Source organism: Vreelandella neptunia (assembly GCF_034479615.1).
GTDB classification, from domain to species: Bacteria; Pseudomonadota; Gammaproteobacteria; order Pseudomonadales; family Halomonadaceae; genus Vreelandella; species Vreelandella neptunia.
Genome location: NZ_CP140255.1, coordinates 2,674,219 through 2,690,667, shown reverse-complemented (window position 1 = coordinate 2,690,667; position 16,449 = coordinate 2,674,219). Strand labels below are relative to the sequence as shown.

The window sequence follows — 16,449 nt, the reverse complement described above, 5'->3', positions numbered from 1 at the left end:
CCAAGGGCTATCGTTCGATAGTGCCCCACCCCGACAAACGCCTTAAAATCGGCTATGATTAGCGGCCTATCTATTCCAGTGCGTGCATTATCGCCTTAAGGAGACCCATGGATCTTAATCCTCGCCGGGTAGCACTGTTGGTGGCCGCCAATACTGCGCTGGCACCCTTTGCTATCGACGCATATTTGCCTGCCATGGGTATCATTGCCGAGAGCATCGGCGCCAGTATTCATCGTACTGAACTCTCCATCAGCGTATTTTTGTTCGGCTTTGCGCTGGGCCAACTCTGCTTTGGCCCGCTTTCGGATCGCATGGGCAGAAAGCCAGTGCTGCTAGGTGGACTGGTGGTGTTTATGCTGGCGAGTCTTGCTATTACGATGGTGGACAGTTTGCCCACGCTGCTGCTCTGGAGGTTTATCCAGGCGCTGGGTGGAGGAGCCTGTGTAGTCAATTCGGCGGCGATTGTGCGCGACTGTTTTAGCGGGCGCGAGGCCGCTAAAGTGATGTCCACCATGGCGATGATTATGATGCTGGCGCCGCTGGTGGCGCCAGCGGTGGGCAGTTTGCTGCTGCATGTGGCTGGCTGGTGGCTGATTTTTGTGTTCCTGGCCGTCTATGCAGGTTTTTTACTCTGGTTGTTAGGCACGCGTCTGCCTGAAACCCGCGACATGTCGTTGCCTGCCGCTTCACCACGGCAGGTAATACGCAATTACGCCAGCGTGCTTAAGCACCGTGAAGGCATGGGCTATATCTGTGCGGTAGCGGCTTCCTTTGCGGGCCTGTTTGCCTTCGTGACCGCTTCGCCGTTTCTCTATCTCGACTATTTTGGCCTCTCACCTGGCACTTATCCGCTGGTGTTTGGGGTCAATGTGGTGGTGATTGCGCTCTCCAACCGGGTCAATATTCATCTGCTCCGCAAGCGCACTCCCCAGCAGAATTTGCGTTTAGGGTTGCTTATACAGCTGGTGGCCGCGCTTGGGTTGGTGGCGGTGACCGCCCTGGACATTGCGTCGCTAGTGATCGTGGTGCCGTTGATTATGCTGTTTACCGGTATGATCGGGCTGATCACGCCCAACGCGATCTCGTCGTTACTGGATCATTTTGGTCATATCAGCGCCACGGCAACGGCGCTGCTGGGCGGCATCCAGTTTACCTGCGGCGCCCTCGCGGGAGTGATGGTAGGGCTGTTCGAGGTAGAGCATCTCTGGCCCATGGTTCTCACCATGCTGGGTGCTGCGTTGCTAGGCAATATCGGTGTACGCAAACTGACTAAAGCACCTGCTGCGGATGAATAATTTTTCAAATGGATAGGGTGTATGGACAGGGCGTATGGATAGAGCATATGGATAGTTTGCATGGATAAGTTGAATGGATAGCATGCTGGCTTGGGTCAATATGCCCATGAGTACCTGGTTCGCTTGCTCCGCCGTACTGTTGCTGGGTGCCTTTGTCCAACGCGCCACCGGTTTTGGTTTAGCCATTATTGGCGCGCCGTTACTGTTGATGCTAGAGCCTCGCCTGGTGCCAGTCGTTCTAGTGTTGTTTGGATTTACCGTCTCGCTAATGATGGTGCGTCACTACTGGCACGAGGTGCGCCTGGACTCCATTGGCATGGCGCTAGTGGGGCGCCTTCCCGGTAATGCGCTAGGGATTTGGCTGCTGCTTGCCGCCCCCATGTTTGTGTTAGAAAAGCTGATTGCAGTGATCGTGTTGTTTGCGGTTCTCGTCACTTTGTGCCGCTTTCAACTGCCGGTAAACCGAATAACGCTGTTTGGCGCGGGGGTGCTCTCAGGTATTTTCGGCACCGTAGCGGCTATTGGTGGCCCGCCCATCGTGCTCTTAATGCACGGCCTACCTGCTGATCGTGTGCGTGGCAACTTAGCTGCCTTTTTCATTTTGACCTCCCTCTTGACCTTCATCACCCTCGCCTTGGCTGACCAGATTCAGCTTTGGCATTTTCAGGTCGCGCTTACCTTTCTGCCTATGGTGTTAATCGGTAACGCCTTGGCTGATGCTATTGCCCACCGTCTGGATAGACGCCTTCTGCAGGGAGCTTCACTAGCGTTGTGCACCCTCGCGGCGCTAGGACTTTTGTGGTGATGTAAGGCTTGGTTGCCTCTATGTAACGAAAATTTTTCTACGTTTTGCTCGCTGTCATGAAGTTGTCATGGAACCAGTGCAAGGTATGCCTTGCGAAGGCCAGATCCCTACATGAACAGGAGTATTTCGCATGAACCGTATTCTCAAAACCACCGTTATCGCGGCTGCTGTAATGAGCGTTGCCGGTGTTGCTCAGGCCCGTGATCAAATCCGTATCGTAGGCTCCAGTACCGTTTACCCGTTCGCCAGCTACGTAACTGAAGAGTTCGGTGCTACTACTGGTAACCCGACCCCTGTTATTGAATCAACAGGTTCGGGCGGCGGTTTGCGCCTGTTCTGTAACGGTGTTGGTGAAGGCACGCCGGATATTACGAACGCTTCACGCCGCATGAAAGTGTCTGAGTTCGAGCGTTGTGAAGAGAACGGCGTTACCGATATCACCGAGGCTAAAATCGGTTCTGACGGTATCGTATTGGGCCAATCAAGCGAAAACGATGACGTTGCCTTAACCCGCGAACAGATCTTCATGGCGGTAGCTGCCATGGTGCCGGTTGATGGCGAGTTGGTTGAAAACCCCTACACCAACTGGAGCGAAATCGACTCTTCGCTGCCAGACCGTGAAATCTCCATTTATGGGCCGCCGACAACTTCAGGTACCCGCGATGCTTTTGAAGAGCTGGTAATGGAATCTTCGTCCGAGGGTATGGATGTTTACGGCGATGAAGGCTACACCGATATCCGCTCTGACGGTGTTTACATCGATGCCGGTGAAAATGACAACCTGATCGTTCAGCGCCTTTCAGAAGACACCGGTGCCTTCGGTATCTTCGGCTACTCTTTCCTTGAAGAGAATACTGACACGATCAGCGCCGCCAGCATTGATGGTGTCGAGCCTGAAGCTGAGGCAATCAGTTCCGGTGACTATCCTATCGCGCGTTCACTGTGGTTTTACGTGAAGAACCAGCACGCTGAAGAAGTTCCGCCGATGTACGATTACGTCGATATGTTTATGAGCGAAATGATGATTGGCGATGACGGCTACTTGCGTGATATCGGTTTGATCGTTCTGCCAGAAGCAGAGCGCGAAGAGTGGCGCCAGGCCGTTGCAGATCGCACTGCAATGACTGCAGACGTTCTTAAGTAAGTTGGTAGGTCAGTTGTAAAAGAGGTCGGCAGTGCAAGCTGCCGACCCGTTTTGTTGATAGGTTTCTTAACCGGTGACGACGTGAGAGAGATGCGATGCAGACCAACCAGCTTCTTCTGATTTTTTGCGGTGTATTATTGCTGCTGGGGCTGCTGGCTTTTTTTGCTGGCCGTTCTAAAGCCACCCGGTTACGTAGCGCGGGTACGGCGATGTTCGCCCAGCCTGACCAATACGCTTGGTTTACCGTACTCTCCACCGCCGGGCCAGCCGTGGTGGTGAGTGCCCTGGGCGCTTTCGTTTTGCTGCTAATAGGCGCCGACATTCCTACGCTTTACCTGCTGGCGGCGAGCTTAGTGATAGCCGCCATCGGGCTCCTGGTGAGTCTTAATCAAGTAAAACCCGATTTCCATGCCCGCCAAGCCATTGAGCGGGTCATTCGCATGGCCCTGGCCGGTGCAGCGTTAATCTCCATTTTGACGACCTTTGGTATTTTAATTTCGATTATTTCCGAGGCGCTGCGCTTTTTCCAAATGCACAGCTTCTGGGAGTTCATCACCGGCACCACTTGGAATCCTGGCGCTAGCTTTTTAGCGTCCGCGGGTCGCGGTGATGGCAGCGGCGCTGAGTTTGGCTCGGTACCGCTGTTTGCTGGCACCTTTATGATTACCGCCATCGCTATGCTGGTGGCAGTGCCTATCGGTTTGCTGTCTGCAATTTATATGTCTGAATTTGCACCGCGCAAAGTGCGTACCGTTGCTAAGCCGGTGTTAGAGGTGTTGGCGGGTATTCCTACCGTGGTTTATGGCTTTTTTGCTGCTATCACCGTGGCGCCGATCATTGTCAATATTGCCGGTTTTCTGGGGCTCGATGCGTCTTATAACAATGCGTTGGCCCCTGGCATTGTGATGGGCATTATGATCATTCCGTTTATCTCATCGCTATCTGATGATGTGATCAATTCGGTGCCCGATAGCATGCGCCAAGGATCCCTGGCGCTGGGTATGACCAAAGGGGAAACGATTCGTGATGTGGTAGTGCCCGCTGCCATGCCGGGGATTATCTCCGCGTCGCTCTTGGGTATGTCTCGTGCCATGGGTGAAACCATGATCGTGGTTATGGCGGCGGGTATGCGACCTAATTTAACCGCTAATCCGCTTGAAGATATGACCACTGTGACTGTGCGTATCGTGGCGGCGCTCACCGGCGATCAGGAGTTTGAAAGTGCCGAAACATTATCAGCTTTTGCCCTTGGGCTCGTGCTCTTCGTGATCACACTCGCACTCAACTTGGTGTCCGTATTGATGATCCGTCGTTTCCGTGAAAAATACCGCGTGAATAACCTGTAACGCCGAGGAACTGTTTCGATGAGCCATAGTTTTGACGAAATCAGCCAGCAGCTTAAGCGGCGTCACCGAAAGTCTACCCGCCTTAAATGGATCACCATGGGATCGTTAGGTCTTGCGGGCCTTTTTCTGGTGCTGTTTTTTGCTGATATGCTGAGTAAAGGTCTACCCGCTTTCCAGCAAGCGTATATACAAACCGAGATTAGTTACACAGAAGAAGCCGAAACCGATGGTCGGCGGGCGTTTGACGAAGAGCTGTTGCCGTTAATTAGCCGTACAGTGGTTCGCGTGATTCCCATGGAACTACGCAACAATCCTGACATGATCGGCACCAGCGAAGAACAGTGGGTGTTGGCGACTAGCGAGGTGGATCAGTACTTAAAAGGCCACCGGCATCGCTTGAGTGAAGAGGAGCAGGAAGCCCTTGATGCCCGAGTTGAAGCAGGGCAGGTGGATCTACGCTTTAATAGCACTTTCTTTGGTTCGGGTGATTCTAAGATTGCCGAGAACGCGGGTATCTTATCGGCAGTGGTTGGCACCATTATGACCATGATCGTCACTCTGGCGATATCTTTCCCGATCGGTGTGATGACAGCTATTTATCTTGAAGAGTTTGCCCCTGATAACCGCTTAACCCAGATTATTGAAATTAACATCAATAACCTAGCGGCGATCCCGTCGATTCTATTTGGTCTGTTGGGCTTGGCGATCTTTATTAACTTTTTCGGGGTGCCGCGTTCGTCCCCCTTAGTGGGTGGCATGACGTTGGCACTGATGACGCTGCCGGTAATCATTATTTCGACGCGTACCGCGCTGCGTAGCGTGCCTGAATCCATTCGTCATGCAGGCTTTGGGGTAGGCTGTTCACGCTGGCAGGTAGTGCGGGATCACGTTCTACCATTGGCGATGCCGGGTATTATGACGGGTTCTATTATCGGCCTTGCGCAAGCGATGGGTGAAACCGCGCCGCTGATTATCGTGGGTATGGTGGCTTTCATTCCTGATGTGGGCGTTTCCTTTACCAACGCCGCAACAGTGATGCCCGCGCAAATATTCACCTGGGCCGGTGAACCTGAGCAGGCGTTTGTAGAAAAAACTGCTGGCGGTATTTTGGTGCTACTCACCATACTCATCTCACTCAACGCTTTTGCCGTTGTGATGCGTAAGAAATTTGAGCGTCGCTGGTAGGCCAGTGCGTTATAGAGGACATTACTATGAATAGCCATGCAACTGTAATGAACGGCCAGCAGACACCTGCGGTTGGGCAACCCTATACACGGAATGAAGCTGCGTGCCACGACCTGAGTTTCCGGGTTCGCGATTTGAATTTGTGGTATGGCAAAAACCAAGCGTTGAATAATCTGAATATTGATCTTTTTCAGAAAAACGTGACGGCGCTGATTGGCCCTTCGGGGTGTGGTAAGTCAACGTTTTTGCGCTGCTTGAATCGGATGAACGACCTCATTCCCAGCGTACGAACCGCAGGCTTGGTCGAGATGGACGGGCTGGACGTTAACGCGCCTAAGATGGATGAAGTGGCGCTGCGCCGCCGGGTGGGCATGGTGTTCCAAAAGCCTAATCCGTTTCCTAAGTCGATCTTTGAAAATATCGCTTACGCACCACGCATGCATGATTTGGTCAGCCGTAAAGTTGAGCAGGAAGAGTTGGTTGAAAAAGCGCTGCGCGACGCCGGGTTGTGGAACGAAGTGAAAGACAAGCTGCATGAGCCAGGCACCTCTCTCTCCGGTGGTCAGCAGCAGCGGTTGTGTATTGCCCGCGCTATTGCGGTTCAGCCTGATGTGATTTTGATGGATGAGCCAACCTCAGCGCTTGACCCTATTTCGACCGCCACCATCGAAGATTTGATGGACAAGCTGAAAGAGAAATTCACCATTATTACCGTGACGCATAATATGCAGCAGGCGGCGCGAGTGGCGGACTACACGGCGTTCTTCCACCTGGGAGAAATCATTGAGTACAACGACACTAAAGTGATGTTCTCAACCCCGGCACAGAAGAAGACCGAGGACTATATCTCTGGTCGTTATGGTTAATTAATACACACTAATTAATGCTTACTACACAGGCTTACTACAAAGTGGCGGGCCTGTTTGCTAGTAAGCATTTTTTTAAGCATGTATATATGTTTTAACGTATATAGGCGTTATGCTTTCTCTTAATAGATTGTGTAACGGTTAGCTTAGGAGGCACTCATGGCACTACGCATTGGCATTAACGGCTTTGGGCGGATTGGGCGTTTGGCACTGCGCAGTTTGTGGGGGCAGGTCGACGCGGGTGCGGTAGAAATAACGCGCATTAACGACCCGGGCGGCGATGCGGCAACCTTTGCACACCTGCTGGAGTTTGATTCAGTTCACGGGCGCTGGGCACCAGGGAAGGGCATCTCGGCAACCGATGACGCTATCGTTCTCGATGGAAAATCTGTCGCCTTTAGCGCTAATAAAGCAATTGCCGATAGCGACTGGTCGAACTGCGATATCGTCATTGAGTGCTCTGGGGTAATGAAAACCACCGATAAACTGCAGGCGTATCTTGCTCAAGGTGTCGTCCGTGTGGTGGTGAGTGCGCCTATGAAAGAGGCGAGCGTGCTTAATGTGGTGGTGGGGGTGAACGATCACCTTTACGATCCTGCCCAACATAAGATCGTCACCGCTGCCAGTTGCACCACCAACTGCCTGGCACCGGTGGTCAAAGTCATTCAGAAAACCTTTGGTATCCGCCATGGTTCAATGACCACGGTGCACGACATTACCAATACCCAAACAATTCTAGATGCCCCGCATAAAGATCTGCGCCGGGCACGTGCCTGCGGTATGAGCCTGATTCCCACCACGACCGGTTCAGCGAAAGCTATCACCGCTATTTTTCCTGAGCTAGAAGGCAAGCTAAACGGTCATGCGATTCGTGTACCCCTGGCGAATGCTTCGCTCACTGATATGGTGTTCGAGCTTGAGCGTAAAGTGAGTGTCGAAGAGGTTAATCAGGCGCTAAAAGCCGCCGCTGATGGCGAACTTGCCGGGATTTTGGGCTATGAAGAGCGCCCGCTAGTGTCGATTGATTACCGCACCGACCCGCGCAGCTCAATCATTGATGCGCTCTCCACCATGGTGGTCAACGGCACTCAGCTAAAGCTCTACGCCTGGTATGACAACGAGTGGGGCTACGCTAATCGAACCGCTGAGTTAGCGCTAATGGTAGGCAGCGGGCAGGTCGATCGTGGCTGAATCGATGCTGCAAAGGGTAAAGGCGCTACCTTTCGAGGTGCGCCAATATATGCTGATTACCGGTAACTACTGGGCGTTCACGGTAACCGACGGCGCGCTGCGCATGCTGGTGGTCATGCACTTCCACCAATTGGGCTACTCGCCGTTAGAAATTGCCATGCTGTTTCTGTTTTACGAAGCTTTTGGCGTGGTGACTAATCTGGTAGGCGGCTGGTTGGGCGCGCGGTTGGGGCTTAACCGCACCATGAATGTGGGGCTTGGACTGCAAATTATCGCCCTCGCCATGTTGATGGTGCCCGCTAGCTTGCTGACAGTTGCTTGGGTGATGGCCGCTCAGGCGCTATCGGGGATCGCCAAAGACCTCAACAAGATGAGCGCTAAAAGTGCGGTTAAGGTGCTGGTGCCTAAAGAGAGCGCCAACGCCAATAGCTCGCTCTACCGCTGGGTAGCGATGCTGACCGGCTCTAAAAATGCGCTAAAAGGGCTGGGCTTTTTTGTCGGCGGCCTGCTTTTAACATTGATTGGCTTCCAGGCCGCTGTATTCGTGATGGCGGTAATGCTTGGTGGCGTGTTACTGCTTTCACTGTTGAGGCTTAAGGCGGATTTAGGCCGCCAAAAAGTAAAGCCCAAGTTCTCCGAAATCTTCTCAAAATCGCGTGCTATTAACGTGCTCTCCGCGGCGCGCTTTTGCCTGTTTTCGGCACGAGATGTGTGGTTTGTGGTGGCACTGCCGGTGTTTTTATACGATCAACACGGTTGGACACACTGGACAGTGGGTGGGCTGTTAGCGGTATGGGTTATCGGTTATGGCGGGGTGCAAACTCAGGCACCTAAATTAACCCGCCTGATCAAAGGCGATGCGCGGGCGCTTACCGCCGGCTGGGCGGCGGCATTGGCCGTGCTGGCGATTGTGTTGGCGATGCTGCCCTTGACGCAGGTAGGCTGGTTGGTCGTCGGCTTGCTCGCCTTTGGCGTACTGTTTGCGATTAACTCCAGCTGGCACAGCTATTTGATTGTGCACTATGCTCGCGCTGACGGCGTCTCCATGGATGTCGGTTTCTATTATATGGCCAATGCCATGGGGCGTTTAGTGGGCACGCTACTGTCGGGCTGGCTATATATGGCATATGGGCTGAGCGCCTGCCTGTGGGTATCAGCAGCCTTAGTGGCTGCCAGCGCATTGATGGCCCTAGCGTTGCCTAAGCAAGTTGCATGATCCGCGCTTCGCCCAGGCAAGGGCTATGCAAGCCTTGGCGCCGCTGCTGTTTGGCCTATTGATAGAGCGCAATGGCGTTGGGGTGCTATGGCTAACCACTGGATGAATGCTAATGGCTTTTTGGCGTTACTGGTTATTCGTGTAGCCCGATTGCAGGTGGTAAACCATCTACATAGAGGTGGCGTAACTTCCAAAACCCTTCAATTTCAACGCGTAGTCCCTGCCCGACAAGCGTTGGGTCAATAAAGATCGATATACCTTGATAGTGGTAGTGCTGATAGCGCGAAGCATCTAGGGGTTCGTTTGCCTCGGCGACGGCAATATTGGCAAGCCCTCCGCAGCAGCCATGCTTAGGGGAGAGGCGGATGGTGACGACTCCGCCTTGCTGCTTGATAAAGTCTAATGCGTTGCCACCTAGCTCAATCACACTGTCCATAGCCTATCCCAGTTACGCCATTAATGGGCTGGATAGTAAACGATCTCACCATCCTCTTTCGTAAATTGGGGAATTGGACGCTGTTTCGCGACGTCCCGCAGTTGGGGTTGTGATAAATAGTGACGAGCATGGTGGCCTCGCGATTGTTTTAGCTGTTTTCTTTAGCTACTTTCACTGCCTGGCGCGTTGCGCTGTGAAGGCGCGGTTTTAAAAGCGGGCGATACCCGTGTCGGATCCACCTGTTTTTTATAGCTAGCAGCAGCTTCTGCCCACCACATTAATTGACCTAAGGTGCGGCCAAAATAACTTTCCCAGCGCTCTTGTTCATGGGCAAACTGCCCATCCTCGTTTAGCGCTTCCTGGGCTTTGGGTATATGAATCATCGCCGACACCGGAAGGCAGCCAAGCTCCGAGAGAAACGCGCGCATGGCAACACCGGCGCGCACGCCGCCCCACTGACCCATTGAGTAGGTCACGATGGCGCTGGGCTTAAACGCAAACAACGAAGCTCCAAAATGGTTAAGCAGATGGCTAAGGGCTGGGCTCATGGAGTGATTATATTCTGGACTGACCATCACATAGCCATCGGCCGCGGCGATTTTATCAGCCAGCTCTGCTAAGTCCTCCGGCGCATCGTTTTTTGCGTAAGCAAAATGCGGCTTAAACGGATCGCTTATGTTTAGCGCTAGCGGATCAATAATCTCCGCCGCTGTATGAGGGAGCGATGAAAGCAAGCGCTCGCACGCTTTTGCGACCCGCTCGCCAAGGCGAGCAGGTGAAGGTGGTCTACTGGTTCGGGTTGAACCCAGAAATACCAAATAGTGAGCCATAGCGCTTACTCCTGATTAATGAGCGTCTGCCGGAAAATGATGACGAGTTTTATTGGCAATCCTGACCAGCGCGAGCATTAGCGGTACTTCGACCAATACGCCGACAACAGTGGCTAGCGCAGCGCCCGACTGTAAGCCAAACAGCGCGATAGCCGCTGCTACCGCCAGTTCAAAGAAGTTGCTGGCGCCGATCATCGCCCCCGGTGCGGCAATGTTATGTGGCAACCGCCAGGCTTTAGCCCAGCCATAGGCAATAAAGAAGATCAGAAACGTTTGAATAATCAGCGGTATCGCGATTAACACGATATGCAGCGGATTAGTGAGAATGACCTCGCCTTGGAAGGCGAATAGCAGTACCAGGGTAATGATCAAGCCAATCGGGGTGATAGGGCCAACGCGCTTCATAAACACGTTGTCGTACCACTCGTTGCCGTGCTTTTTAATCAAGCTTTGCCGCGTGATATAACCCGCCGCCAGGGGTATCACAATGTACAGCACCACTGACAGGGCGACCGTGTCCCAGGGTACTTGAATATTGGAAATGCCCAGCAGAAAGACCACGATGGGTGCAAAGGCAAACAGCATAATCAGATCGTTAAGCGCCACTTGCACCAGGGTGTAGGCGGCATCGCCGCGGGTCAGGTAGCTCCACACAAACACCATGGCGGTACACGGCGCTGCGCCCAGCAGAATGGCACCGGCTAGATACTGACTGGCTAGCTCGGCGGGAATTAACGGTCGAAAGATCACCATCAGAAATAGCCAAGAGATGGCGAACATAGTGAAAGGTTTGATCAACCAATTCACGGAGGTAGTAATGATCAACCCTTTGGGCTGTCGACGCACGCCCAGTAGCGAGGTGAAGTCAATTTGCGCCATCATGGGGAAAATCATTGCCCAGATAAGTATCGCCACTGGAATCGACACCTGCGCCACTTCAAAGCGTGACAGCGTTTCCGGTACCGCTGGGATAAATTGCCCGACCAGGATGCCGACCACAATGGCGAGTGCTACCCATAGCGTGAGGTAGCGCTCAAACACGCCCATGCCTTCGGCGGTGGAGGGTGATGCGTTGTCATTTAGTGCTGGCATGTGAGGCTCCTATTAGATGGCGCGTTGATTAACCCGTTTGGAGACTTCTTCGGCGCTCTCTTTACGCTTCGAATAACGATCCGTCAGTACGTCGTTGCGGTCACGCACTAGTAAGGTGAATTTCACCAGCTCTTCCATGACATCCACGATCCGGTCATAAAACGGTGAAGGCTTCATCCGGTTTTTATCATCAAACTCCATAAAGGCTTTGGGTACCGAAGACTGATTGGGAATCGTCAGCATACGCATCCAACGCCCCAAGATACGTAGCTGGTTGACCGTATTGAAGGACTGCGAACCGCCGCAGACCTGCATGACGGCCAATGTCTTACCCTGAGTAGGGCGGACGCCACCCAAGGCAAGCGGTATCCAGTCTATTTGCGCCTTCATAATGCCGGTCATTGCGCCGTGGCGCTCGGGGGAGCACCACACCATCCCCTCTGACCATTGGGCCAATTGGCGTAGCTCATCGACTTTGGGGTGACTGGCATCTTCAGCATCCGGTAATGGTAGCCCTTTGGGGTCAAAGACTCTTGTTTCTGCGCCCATGGCATTGAGCAAGCGTGCGGCTTCCTCAACCGCTAATCGGCTGAAAGAGCGCTCACGCAGAGAGCCGTATAGCAGCAATATTTTTGGTGCGTGTTCACTGCTATGTGGAATACCCAGCCGTTCGCTGCTGGGCGGTTCAAAGAGTTCAGCATCTATATTAGGCAGATCATCCAGGTCGGAAAAATCAGTCAGTGAGGTCATCGCGGTTTACTCGGATTGTGTCTTAATAGCTTGATGATTCCATCATATATGTTTTTTCGTATATTTCTAGGTCAACTGTGTACCTGCAATATTGCCGTCATGAACCCGGCGTAGAGTGGCAGCCACTAACTACATAAGAGGCTGTTTATTTATGACGAAGCGCCGCGTGTTGTTCCTCTGCAATGCTAACTCTGCACGGTCTCTGATGGGGGAGGCGTTGCTTCGCCATTTGGCAGATGATCGTTTTGAAGCGTTTAGCGCCGGTTCTGAGCCGGATGAGCCCCATGCATTGACGCTTGAAGCGTTGCGCAAACACGGACTTCCCACCGAGGGCTTGCGCAGTAAGTCGTTGGATGAGTTTGAAAGCGAAACCTTCGATTTTGTCATTGTGCTATGCGACAAAGCCCAGCAAGCCTGCCGCGATTGGCAGGGGGAGGCGGACGAAGTTCTATCCTGGGATATTCGTGACCCTCGCTTGATCGGCAAGTCAGATGCTTATGAGCAGGCATTATTAGAGATTCGTCGGCGCCTGCAGCTCTGGCTGCCCCTCCACACATCTGTTTAATCTTACTGAAAGGGGCGGGTCGAGATGAAATGGATTAATAACTTAAGCGTCAAGGCAAGTTGGACGCTCGTATTAGTGGCCTTTAGCGGCCTTGTGGTTGTCATTGGCGCACTGGGTTTGTTCGCCAATCATTTTGGCCGTGAAGCATTCACATCGCTTCATGAACGGGATATGGCGCAAATTAGCAACCTGGATAGCGCCTACTCCCAGCTCTTGCGTGCGCGTATTCAGATGAATCGTGCGGCTGAGTTAATTCGTACTCCGTCGTTCGATCGACCTGACCCTCTGATAGAGGAAGCCCAGCGGTTGCTTGACGCGGCGACCGAGAATTTCAATCAGTTCACAGCCAGTGACTTTGATCAAGATCAGCAGGCGTTTGTCGATCAGTTAGCGTCGGACTTTCAATCATTCGTTAACAATAATCTCAGCCTTCAAATGATGATGCTTGAAGAGCGCGACGTATCTGGTTTTTTCTCGGGTGAGTCGCGAGTGGATGATAGTAGTCAGCACTTTGTGGCTAGCGCCGAGGCTTTTTTAGACGCTTCCGCTCAGCGGGGTAACGCCTTACTTATGCGCTTTGAACAGGTCTCCTCGCTACTTTTTTGGGGTGTGATTGCAGCGCTTGGTGCTGCGCTGTTGGTAGTGACGGTCGTGGTGTGGGGCGTGCGTAAAAACGTGCTTCGCCCATTGAAGACGATCACTGGGCACTTCCAGCGCATCGCTAACGGTGACCTGTCGGCGCCGGTAACGGCGCACTCAACCAATGAAATTGGTCAGCTATTTAGTGAGCTGGATAAGATGCAGCACTCTTTGACGGCCACGGTTAATCGACTTAATGCGAGTAGCCAGCAGGTATATAGCAATAGTCAGGAAATGACCGAGCAGAACCAGCTTTTAGCAAGCCAAACCGACACTCAAGTGTCAGCTTTGCAGCAGATGGCGGCGAGCTTGGAACAGCTAACCGCCACGGTGAATCAGAATGCTGAAAGTGCGGCCCACGTTAATCGGTCAACGGCGGATGTGTCCCATAAAGCACGGCAGGGTGATGAGGTAATTACCCAGTTTATCGCCACCATGGATGCGATAAATAATCACTCCGAAGAGATCCAAAGCATTATTCGCATGATTGAAAGCATTGCTTTCCAAACCAATATTTTAGCGCTCAATGCATCGGTTGAGGCTGCGCGTGCCGGTGAGCACGGTCGTGGGTTTGCGGTGGTCGCCAATGAGGTGCGTGCGCTGGCAACGCGCAGTGCCAGTGCCGCCAGCGATATTCGCTCGCGCATCGAAGCGTCGAGTGCGAGTGTCCAGCAAGGTAGCGTATTGTCTCAGCAGGCTGGTGAACATACACGGGCGATTATGCAGGCGGCGAGTAATGTGGACACGCTGATGACGCAAATTACCCATGCTTCTGAAGAGCAGCGGCGAGGCATTGAGGAGGTCAATCAGGCGGTTACCCAAATCGATACCACCACCCAAGACACCATGCGCTTAGTCAATCAGGCGGCCCAGAGCGCAGAGGTGTTATCCCAGGAAGCCTTGCAAATGCGTGAGTATGCCGGCCAGTTCAGTGTTGCTGGTGAGGTGGTAGAAGCAGGCCGACATAATGCCAAGGATAATGACGTCGAATATCCCGAATGGGAGCAGCTTAGCCAAGATGGATCAGCCATAGCACGGCCCCTAAAGAGTGAGCGTAAAGCTCGCTTGCTGGCCGCTTCATAGAATCAACCACTGGTTGGGCTTAACGCCCTGGCTGAAACCCTGCCAGGGCGTTAAACGAAATTATTTAACCCAGGAAATCTCTGACTAATCGATTAGCTCGACGGCGACAGCCGTTGCCTCGCCACCGCCAATGCATAAGCTGGCAATGCCGCGTTTGCCGCCTTTAGTGCGCAGGGCATGAATGAGCGTGGCGATGATGCGTGAGCCGGTAGAGCCAATCGGGTGTCCTTGGGCGCAGGCGCCGCCAAACACATTGACTTTGTCGTGGGGCAGGCCCAAGTCATCCATGGCCATCAGTGTCACCACCGCAAAGGCTTCGTTAATCTCGAATAGGTCTACGTCATTCACGCCCCAATCGAGCTTTTTCATCAGCTTTTCAATCGCACCCACTGGCGCGATGGTGAACTCGCTGGGGTGTCGAGAGTGAGTCGTGTGGCCTAGCATACGCGCTAGCGGTTTAATGCCTTGCTGGTCTGCAGCTTCCTGACTCGCCAAGATAAGTGCCGAAGCGCCATCGGAAATTGAGCTGGCGTTAGCGGCAGTAATCGTACCGTCTTTGGCAAAGGCGGGGCGCAGCTGGCGGATTTTATCGAGCTTAGCTTGGAAGGGCTGCTCATCGTGTTCGACAAGGATTTCGCCCTGACGAGAGGTGACCATCACCGGCGCCATCTCTGCGCTTAGGTGGCCCGCGTTGGTGGCAGCCATGGCGCGCTCAAGGGACGCAATAGCAAAATCATCCAGGCGCTCCCGTGTGTAGCCACGCTCAGTAGCCACATCCTGGGCAAACACGCCCATTAATTTGCCGGTTTCGGCGTCTTCCAGCCCATCCAAAAACATATGGTCTTTAAGCTCGCCGTGCCCCAGTCGATAGCCACCCCGCGCCTTGGTAAGCACGTGAGGGGCGTTAGACATGGACTCCATGCCGCCAGCCAGCAAAATATTGCCACTTCCCGCCTTGATTAAATCGTGGGCAAGCATCGTGGCCTTCATGCCCGAGCCGCACAGCTTGTTGATAGTGGTGGCACCATTGGCATCTGGAATGCCGGCTTGGCGCATTGCCTGCCGCGCTGGGCCCTGCTTCACACCGGCGGGCAGTACACAGCCCATAATGCCCTCGGTGATTAGGGCTGGGTCAATTCCCGCCTCTTCAATGGCCGCTTTAATGGCGACCGCGCCAAGCTGTGGGGCTGTCTTATTTGCCAGGCTGCCCATCATGCCGCCCATCGGCGTGCGTTTGGCAGCGAGAAATACAACATCGGTGGCGTTGCTCATGGCCAGTCTCCTTCAGGATTATTGTGATTATCATGTCAAGTGGTGGTTGATACGTTGACCCGTAGGCGGTGCTGTGGTTCTCTCCAAAGTAACCAAGCAAGCGCTAGTGTAAATAACATGAATGTAATGAATGCATCCCCTCGCCGCAAGGAACTGACGCGCCTCGCTGCTCAGCTATTCGTCCAAGAGGGCTTTGATCGCACGACGGTGCGCATGCTGGCGCAGGAAATGGGTATTAAGTCCGGTAGCTTGTTTCATCATTTTAAAGATAAGCAGGAAATCCTCGCTGCGGTCATTGAAGAGGGCACTCAAAATGCCTTAATGATTGCGCGAAAAGCGCTGGACGAGTGCTCTGCAGAGCCTGAAGTGCGGCTGCGCGTTATGGCACGTGCCCATCTCGAAACCCTCTTTACCGATCGCAATGCCCATGTGGTGGCACTCTTTGAGTGGCGTCGACTCGACCCAGCAGCCAGTGCTCATTTGAGCCACTTGCGTGATGCTTACGAGGCGCTGTGGGTCGCTGTTATTGATGATGCTTTGGAAGCTGGCTTGATCCATGGCGACCGTTTTCTTGTCTCGCGTTTTGTTTTGGGGGCGCTGAACTGGACAGTGCGCTGGTACGACCCCAACGGGCCACGCTCGCCTGATGACCTCGCTGACGAGCTGGTCGCCATGATTATGCCCACGTCTGCTTAATACTCCGATAACAGCCTCGACCAACGTCTAACGTTACA

The 16,449-nt window shown here is 53.4% G+C and carries 16 protein-coding genes; 11 read left to right on the top strand and 5 right to left on the bottom strand.

The window, feature by feature from the left end:
- Window positions 1-107: 107 nt before the first annotated feature.
- From SR894_RS12535 to arsJ, 8 genes are all read left to right on the top strand, one after another.
- The gene (locus tag SR894_RS12535; protein ID WP_133732726.1) at window positions 108-1,295 is read left to right on the top strand and encodes a multidrug effflux MFS transporter; all 1,188 of its coding nucleotides are present in this window, start codon (window positions 108-110) and stop codon (window positions 1,293-1,295) included.
- 73 nt (window positions 1,296-1,368) lie between these two features.
- Entirely contained in the window at window positions 1,369-2,100 is a 732-nt protein-coding gene (locus SR894_RS12530; RefSeq protein ID WP_133732725.1) for a sulfite exporter TauE/SafE family protein, read from the top strand.
- A 130-nt stretch (window positions 2,101-2,230) separates the two neighbouring features.
- On the top strand, window positions 2,231-3,244 hold the full coding sequence (locus tag SR894_RS12525; RefSeq protein ID WP_133732724.1) for a PstS family phosphate ABC transporter substrate-binding protein: 1,014 nt from the start codon (window positions 2,231-2,233) through the stop codon (window positions 3,242-3,244).
- A gap of 95 nt (window positions 3,245-3,339) precedes the next feature.
- Window positions 3,340-4,590: a phosphate ABC transporter permease subunit PstC gene (pstC, locus tag SR894_RS12520; RefSeq protein ID WP_133732723.1), complete on the top strand. Its 1,251-nt coding sequence runs from the start codon at window positions 3,340-3,342 to the stop codon at window positions 4,588-4,590.
- Window positions 4,591-4,608: 18 nt separating this feature from the next.
- The gene (pstA, locus tag SR894_RS12515) at window positions 4,609-5,775 is read left to right on the top strand and encodes a phosphate ABC transporter permease PstA (protein WP_133732722.1); all 1,167 of its coding nucleotides are present in this window, start codon (window positions 4,609-4,611) and stop codon (window positions 5,773-5,775) included.
- 26 nt (window positions 5,776-5,801) lie between these two features.
- Window positions 5,802-6,641, top strand: coding sequence for a phosphate ABC transporter ATP-binding protein PstB (gene pstB / locus SR894_RS12510; protein WP_133732721.1), 840 nt, complete (start codon window positions 5,802-5,804; stop codon window positions 6,639-6,641).
- 159 nt (window positions 6,642-6,800) lie between these two features.
- Window positions 6,801-7,832, top strand: coding sequence for an ArsJ-associated glyceraldehyde-3-phosphate dehydrogenase (locus SR894_RS12505; protein ID WP_133732720.1), 1,032 nt, complete (start codon window positions 6,801-6,803; stop codon window positions 7,830-7,832).
- A 4-nt stretch (window positions 7,833-7,836) separates the two neighbouring features.
- Window positions 7,837-9,048 (top strand): organoarsenical effux MFS transporter ArsJ, encoded by a 1,212-nt coding sequence (gene arsJ / locus SR894_RS12500; protein WP_133732818.1) that lies wholly within the window; start codon window positions 7,837-7,839, stop codon window positions 9,046-9,048.
- A 133-nt stretch (window positions 9,049-9,181) separates the two neighbouring features.
- Here the strand turns inward: arsJ and SR894_RS12495 are convergent, their stop codons facing one another.
- The 4 genes from SR894_RS12495 to arsH all read right to left on the bottom strand — a co-directional run bounded on the left by SR894_RS12495 (window position 9,182) and on the right by arsH (window position 12,156).
- Complete coding sequence (locus tag SR894_RS12495) at window positions 9,182-9,484, bottom strand: CC/Se motif family (seleno)protein (protein ID WP_133732719.1); 303 nt, start codon at window positions 9,482-9,484, stop codon at window positions 9,182-9,184.
- 161 nt (window positions 9,485-9,645) lie between these two features.
- The gene (locus SR894_RS12490) at window positions 9,646-10,314 is read right to left on the bottom strand and encodes an NADPH-dependent FMN reductase (protein ID WP_133732718.1); all 669 of its coding nucleotides are present in this window, start codon (window positions 10,312-10,314) and stop codon (window positions 9,646-9,648) included.
- Between the two features lie 15 nt (window positions 10,315-10,329).
- Window positions 10,330-11,406 (bottom strand): ACR3 family arsenite efflux transporter, encoded by a 1,077-nt coding sequence (arsB, locus tag SR894_RS12485; RefSeq protein ID WP_133732717.1) that lies wholly within the window; start codon window positions 11,404-11,406, stop codon window positions 10,330-10,332.
- 12 nt (window positions 11,407-11,418) lie between these two features.
- Entirely contained in the window at window positions 11,419-12,156 is a 738-nt protein-coding gene (gene arsH / locus SR894_RS12480) for an arsenical resistance protein ArsH (RefSeq protein WP_275951320.1), read from the bottom strand.
- Between the two features lie 151 nt (window positions 12,157-12,307).
- Between arsH and SR894_RS12475 the strand changes: the two genes are divergently transcribed.
- Window positions 12,308-12,721: an arsenate reductase ArsC gene (locus SR894_RS12475; protein WP_133732715.1), complete on the top strand. Its 414-nt coding sequence runs from the start codon at window positions 12,308-12,310 to the stop codon at window positions 12,719-12,721.
- 24 nt (window positions 12,722-12,745) lie between these two features.
- Window positions 12,746-14,443: a methyl-accepting chemotaxis protein gene (locus SR894_RS12470; protein WP_133732714.1), complete on the top strand. Its 1,698-nt coding sequence runs from the start codon at window positions 12,746-12,748 to the stop codon at window positions 14,441-14,443.
- Window positions 14,444-14,527: 84 nt separating this feature from the next.
- Here SR894_RS12470 and SR894_RS12465 read toward each other — a convergent pair whose 3' ends face one another.
- On the bottom strand, window positions 14,528-15,715 hold the full coding sequence (locus SR894_RS12465; protein WP_223288772.1) for an acetyl-CoA C-acyltransferase: 1,188 nt from the start codon (window positions 15,713-15,715) through the stop codon (window positions 14,528-14,530).
- A 126-nt stretch (window positions 15,716-15,841) separates the two neighbouring features.
- On the opposite strand from SR894_RS12465, the gene SR894_RS12460 reads away from it, so the two are divergent.
- Window positions 15,842-16,411, top strand: a complete 570-nt coding sequence (locus tag SR894_RS12460) for a TetR/AcrR family transcriptional regulator (RefSeq protein WP_133732712.1) — start codon at window positions 15,842-15,844, stop codon at window positions 16,409-16,411.
- Window positions 16,412-16,449: the final 38 nt, after the last annotated feature.

What these genes read in the sequence shown, in the direction of transcription:
- arsB (WP_133732717.1), bottom strand. Translation starts at nt 11,406, where the DNA reads ATGCCAGCACTAAATGACAACGCATCACCCTCCACCGCCGAAGGCATG.
- SR894_RS12475 (WP_133732715.1), top strand. Translation starts at nt 12,308, where the DNA reads ATGACGAAGCGCCGCGTGTTGTTCCTCTGCAATGCTAACTCTGCACGG.
- SR894_RS12465 (WP_223288772.1), bottom strand. Translation starts at nt 15,715, where the DNA reads ATGAGCAACGCCACCGATGTTGTATTTCTCGCTGCCAAACGCACGCCG.
- SR894_RS12535 (WP_133732726.1), top strand. Translation starts at nt 108, where the DNA reads ATGGATCTTAATCCTCGCCGGGTAGCACTGTTGGTGGCCGCCAATACT.
- SR894_RS12460 (WP_133732712.1), top strand. Translation starts at nt 15,842, where the DNA reads ATGAATGCATCCCCTCGCCGCAAGGAACTGACGCGCCTCGCTGCTCAG.
- SR894_RS12495 (WP_133732719.1), bottom strand. Translation starts at nt 9,484, where the DNA reads ATGGACAGTGTGATTGAGCTAGGTGGCAACGCATTAGACTTTATCAAG.
- SR894_RS12525 (WP_133732724.1), top strand. Translation starts at nt 2,231, where the DNA reads ATGAACCGTATTCTCAAAACCACCGTTATCGCGGCTGCTGTAATGAGC.
- arsJ (WP_133732818.1), top strand. Translation starts at nt 7,837, where the DNA reads ATGCTGCAAAGGGTAAAGGCGCTACCTTTCGAGGTGCGCCAATATATG.
- pstB (WP_133732721.1), top strand. Translation starts at nt 5,802, where the DNA reads ATGAATAGCCATGCAACTGTAATGAACGGCCAGCAGACACCTGCGGTT.
- SR894_RS12490 (WP_133732718.1), bottom strand. Translation starts at nt 10,314, where the DNA reads ATGGCTCACTATTTGGTATTTCTGGGTTCAACCCGAACCAGTAGACCA.
- SR894_RS12470 (WP_133732714.1), top strand. Translation starts at nt 12,746, where the DNA reads ATGAAATGGATTAATAACTTAAGCGTCAAGGCAAGTTGGACGCTCGTA.
- SR894_RS12530 (WP_133732725.1), top strand. Translation starts at nt 1,369, where the DNA reads ATGGATAGCATGCTGGCTTGGGTCAATATGCCCATGAGTACCTGGTTC.
- arsH (WP_275951320.1), bottom strand. Translation starts at nt 12,156, where the DNA reads ATGACCTCACTGACTGATTTTTCCGACCTGGATGATCTGCCTAATATA.
- pstC (WP_133732723.1), top strand. Translation starts at nt 3,340, where the DNA reads ATGCAGACCAACCAGCTTCTTCTGATTTTTTGCGGTGTATTATTGCTG.
- SR894_RS12505 (WP_133732720.1), top strand. Translation starts at nt 6,801, where the DNA reads ATGGCACTACGCATTGGCATTAACGGCTTTGGGCGGATTGGGCGTTTG.
- pstA (WP_133732722.1), top strand. Translation starts at nt 4,609, where the DNA reads ATGAGCCATAGTTTTGACGAAATCAGCCAGCAGCTTAAGCGGCGTCAC.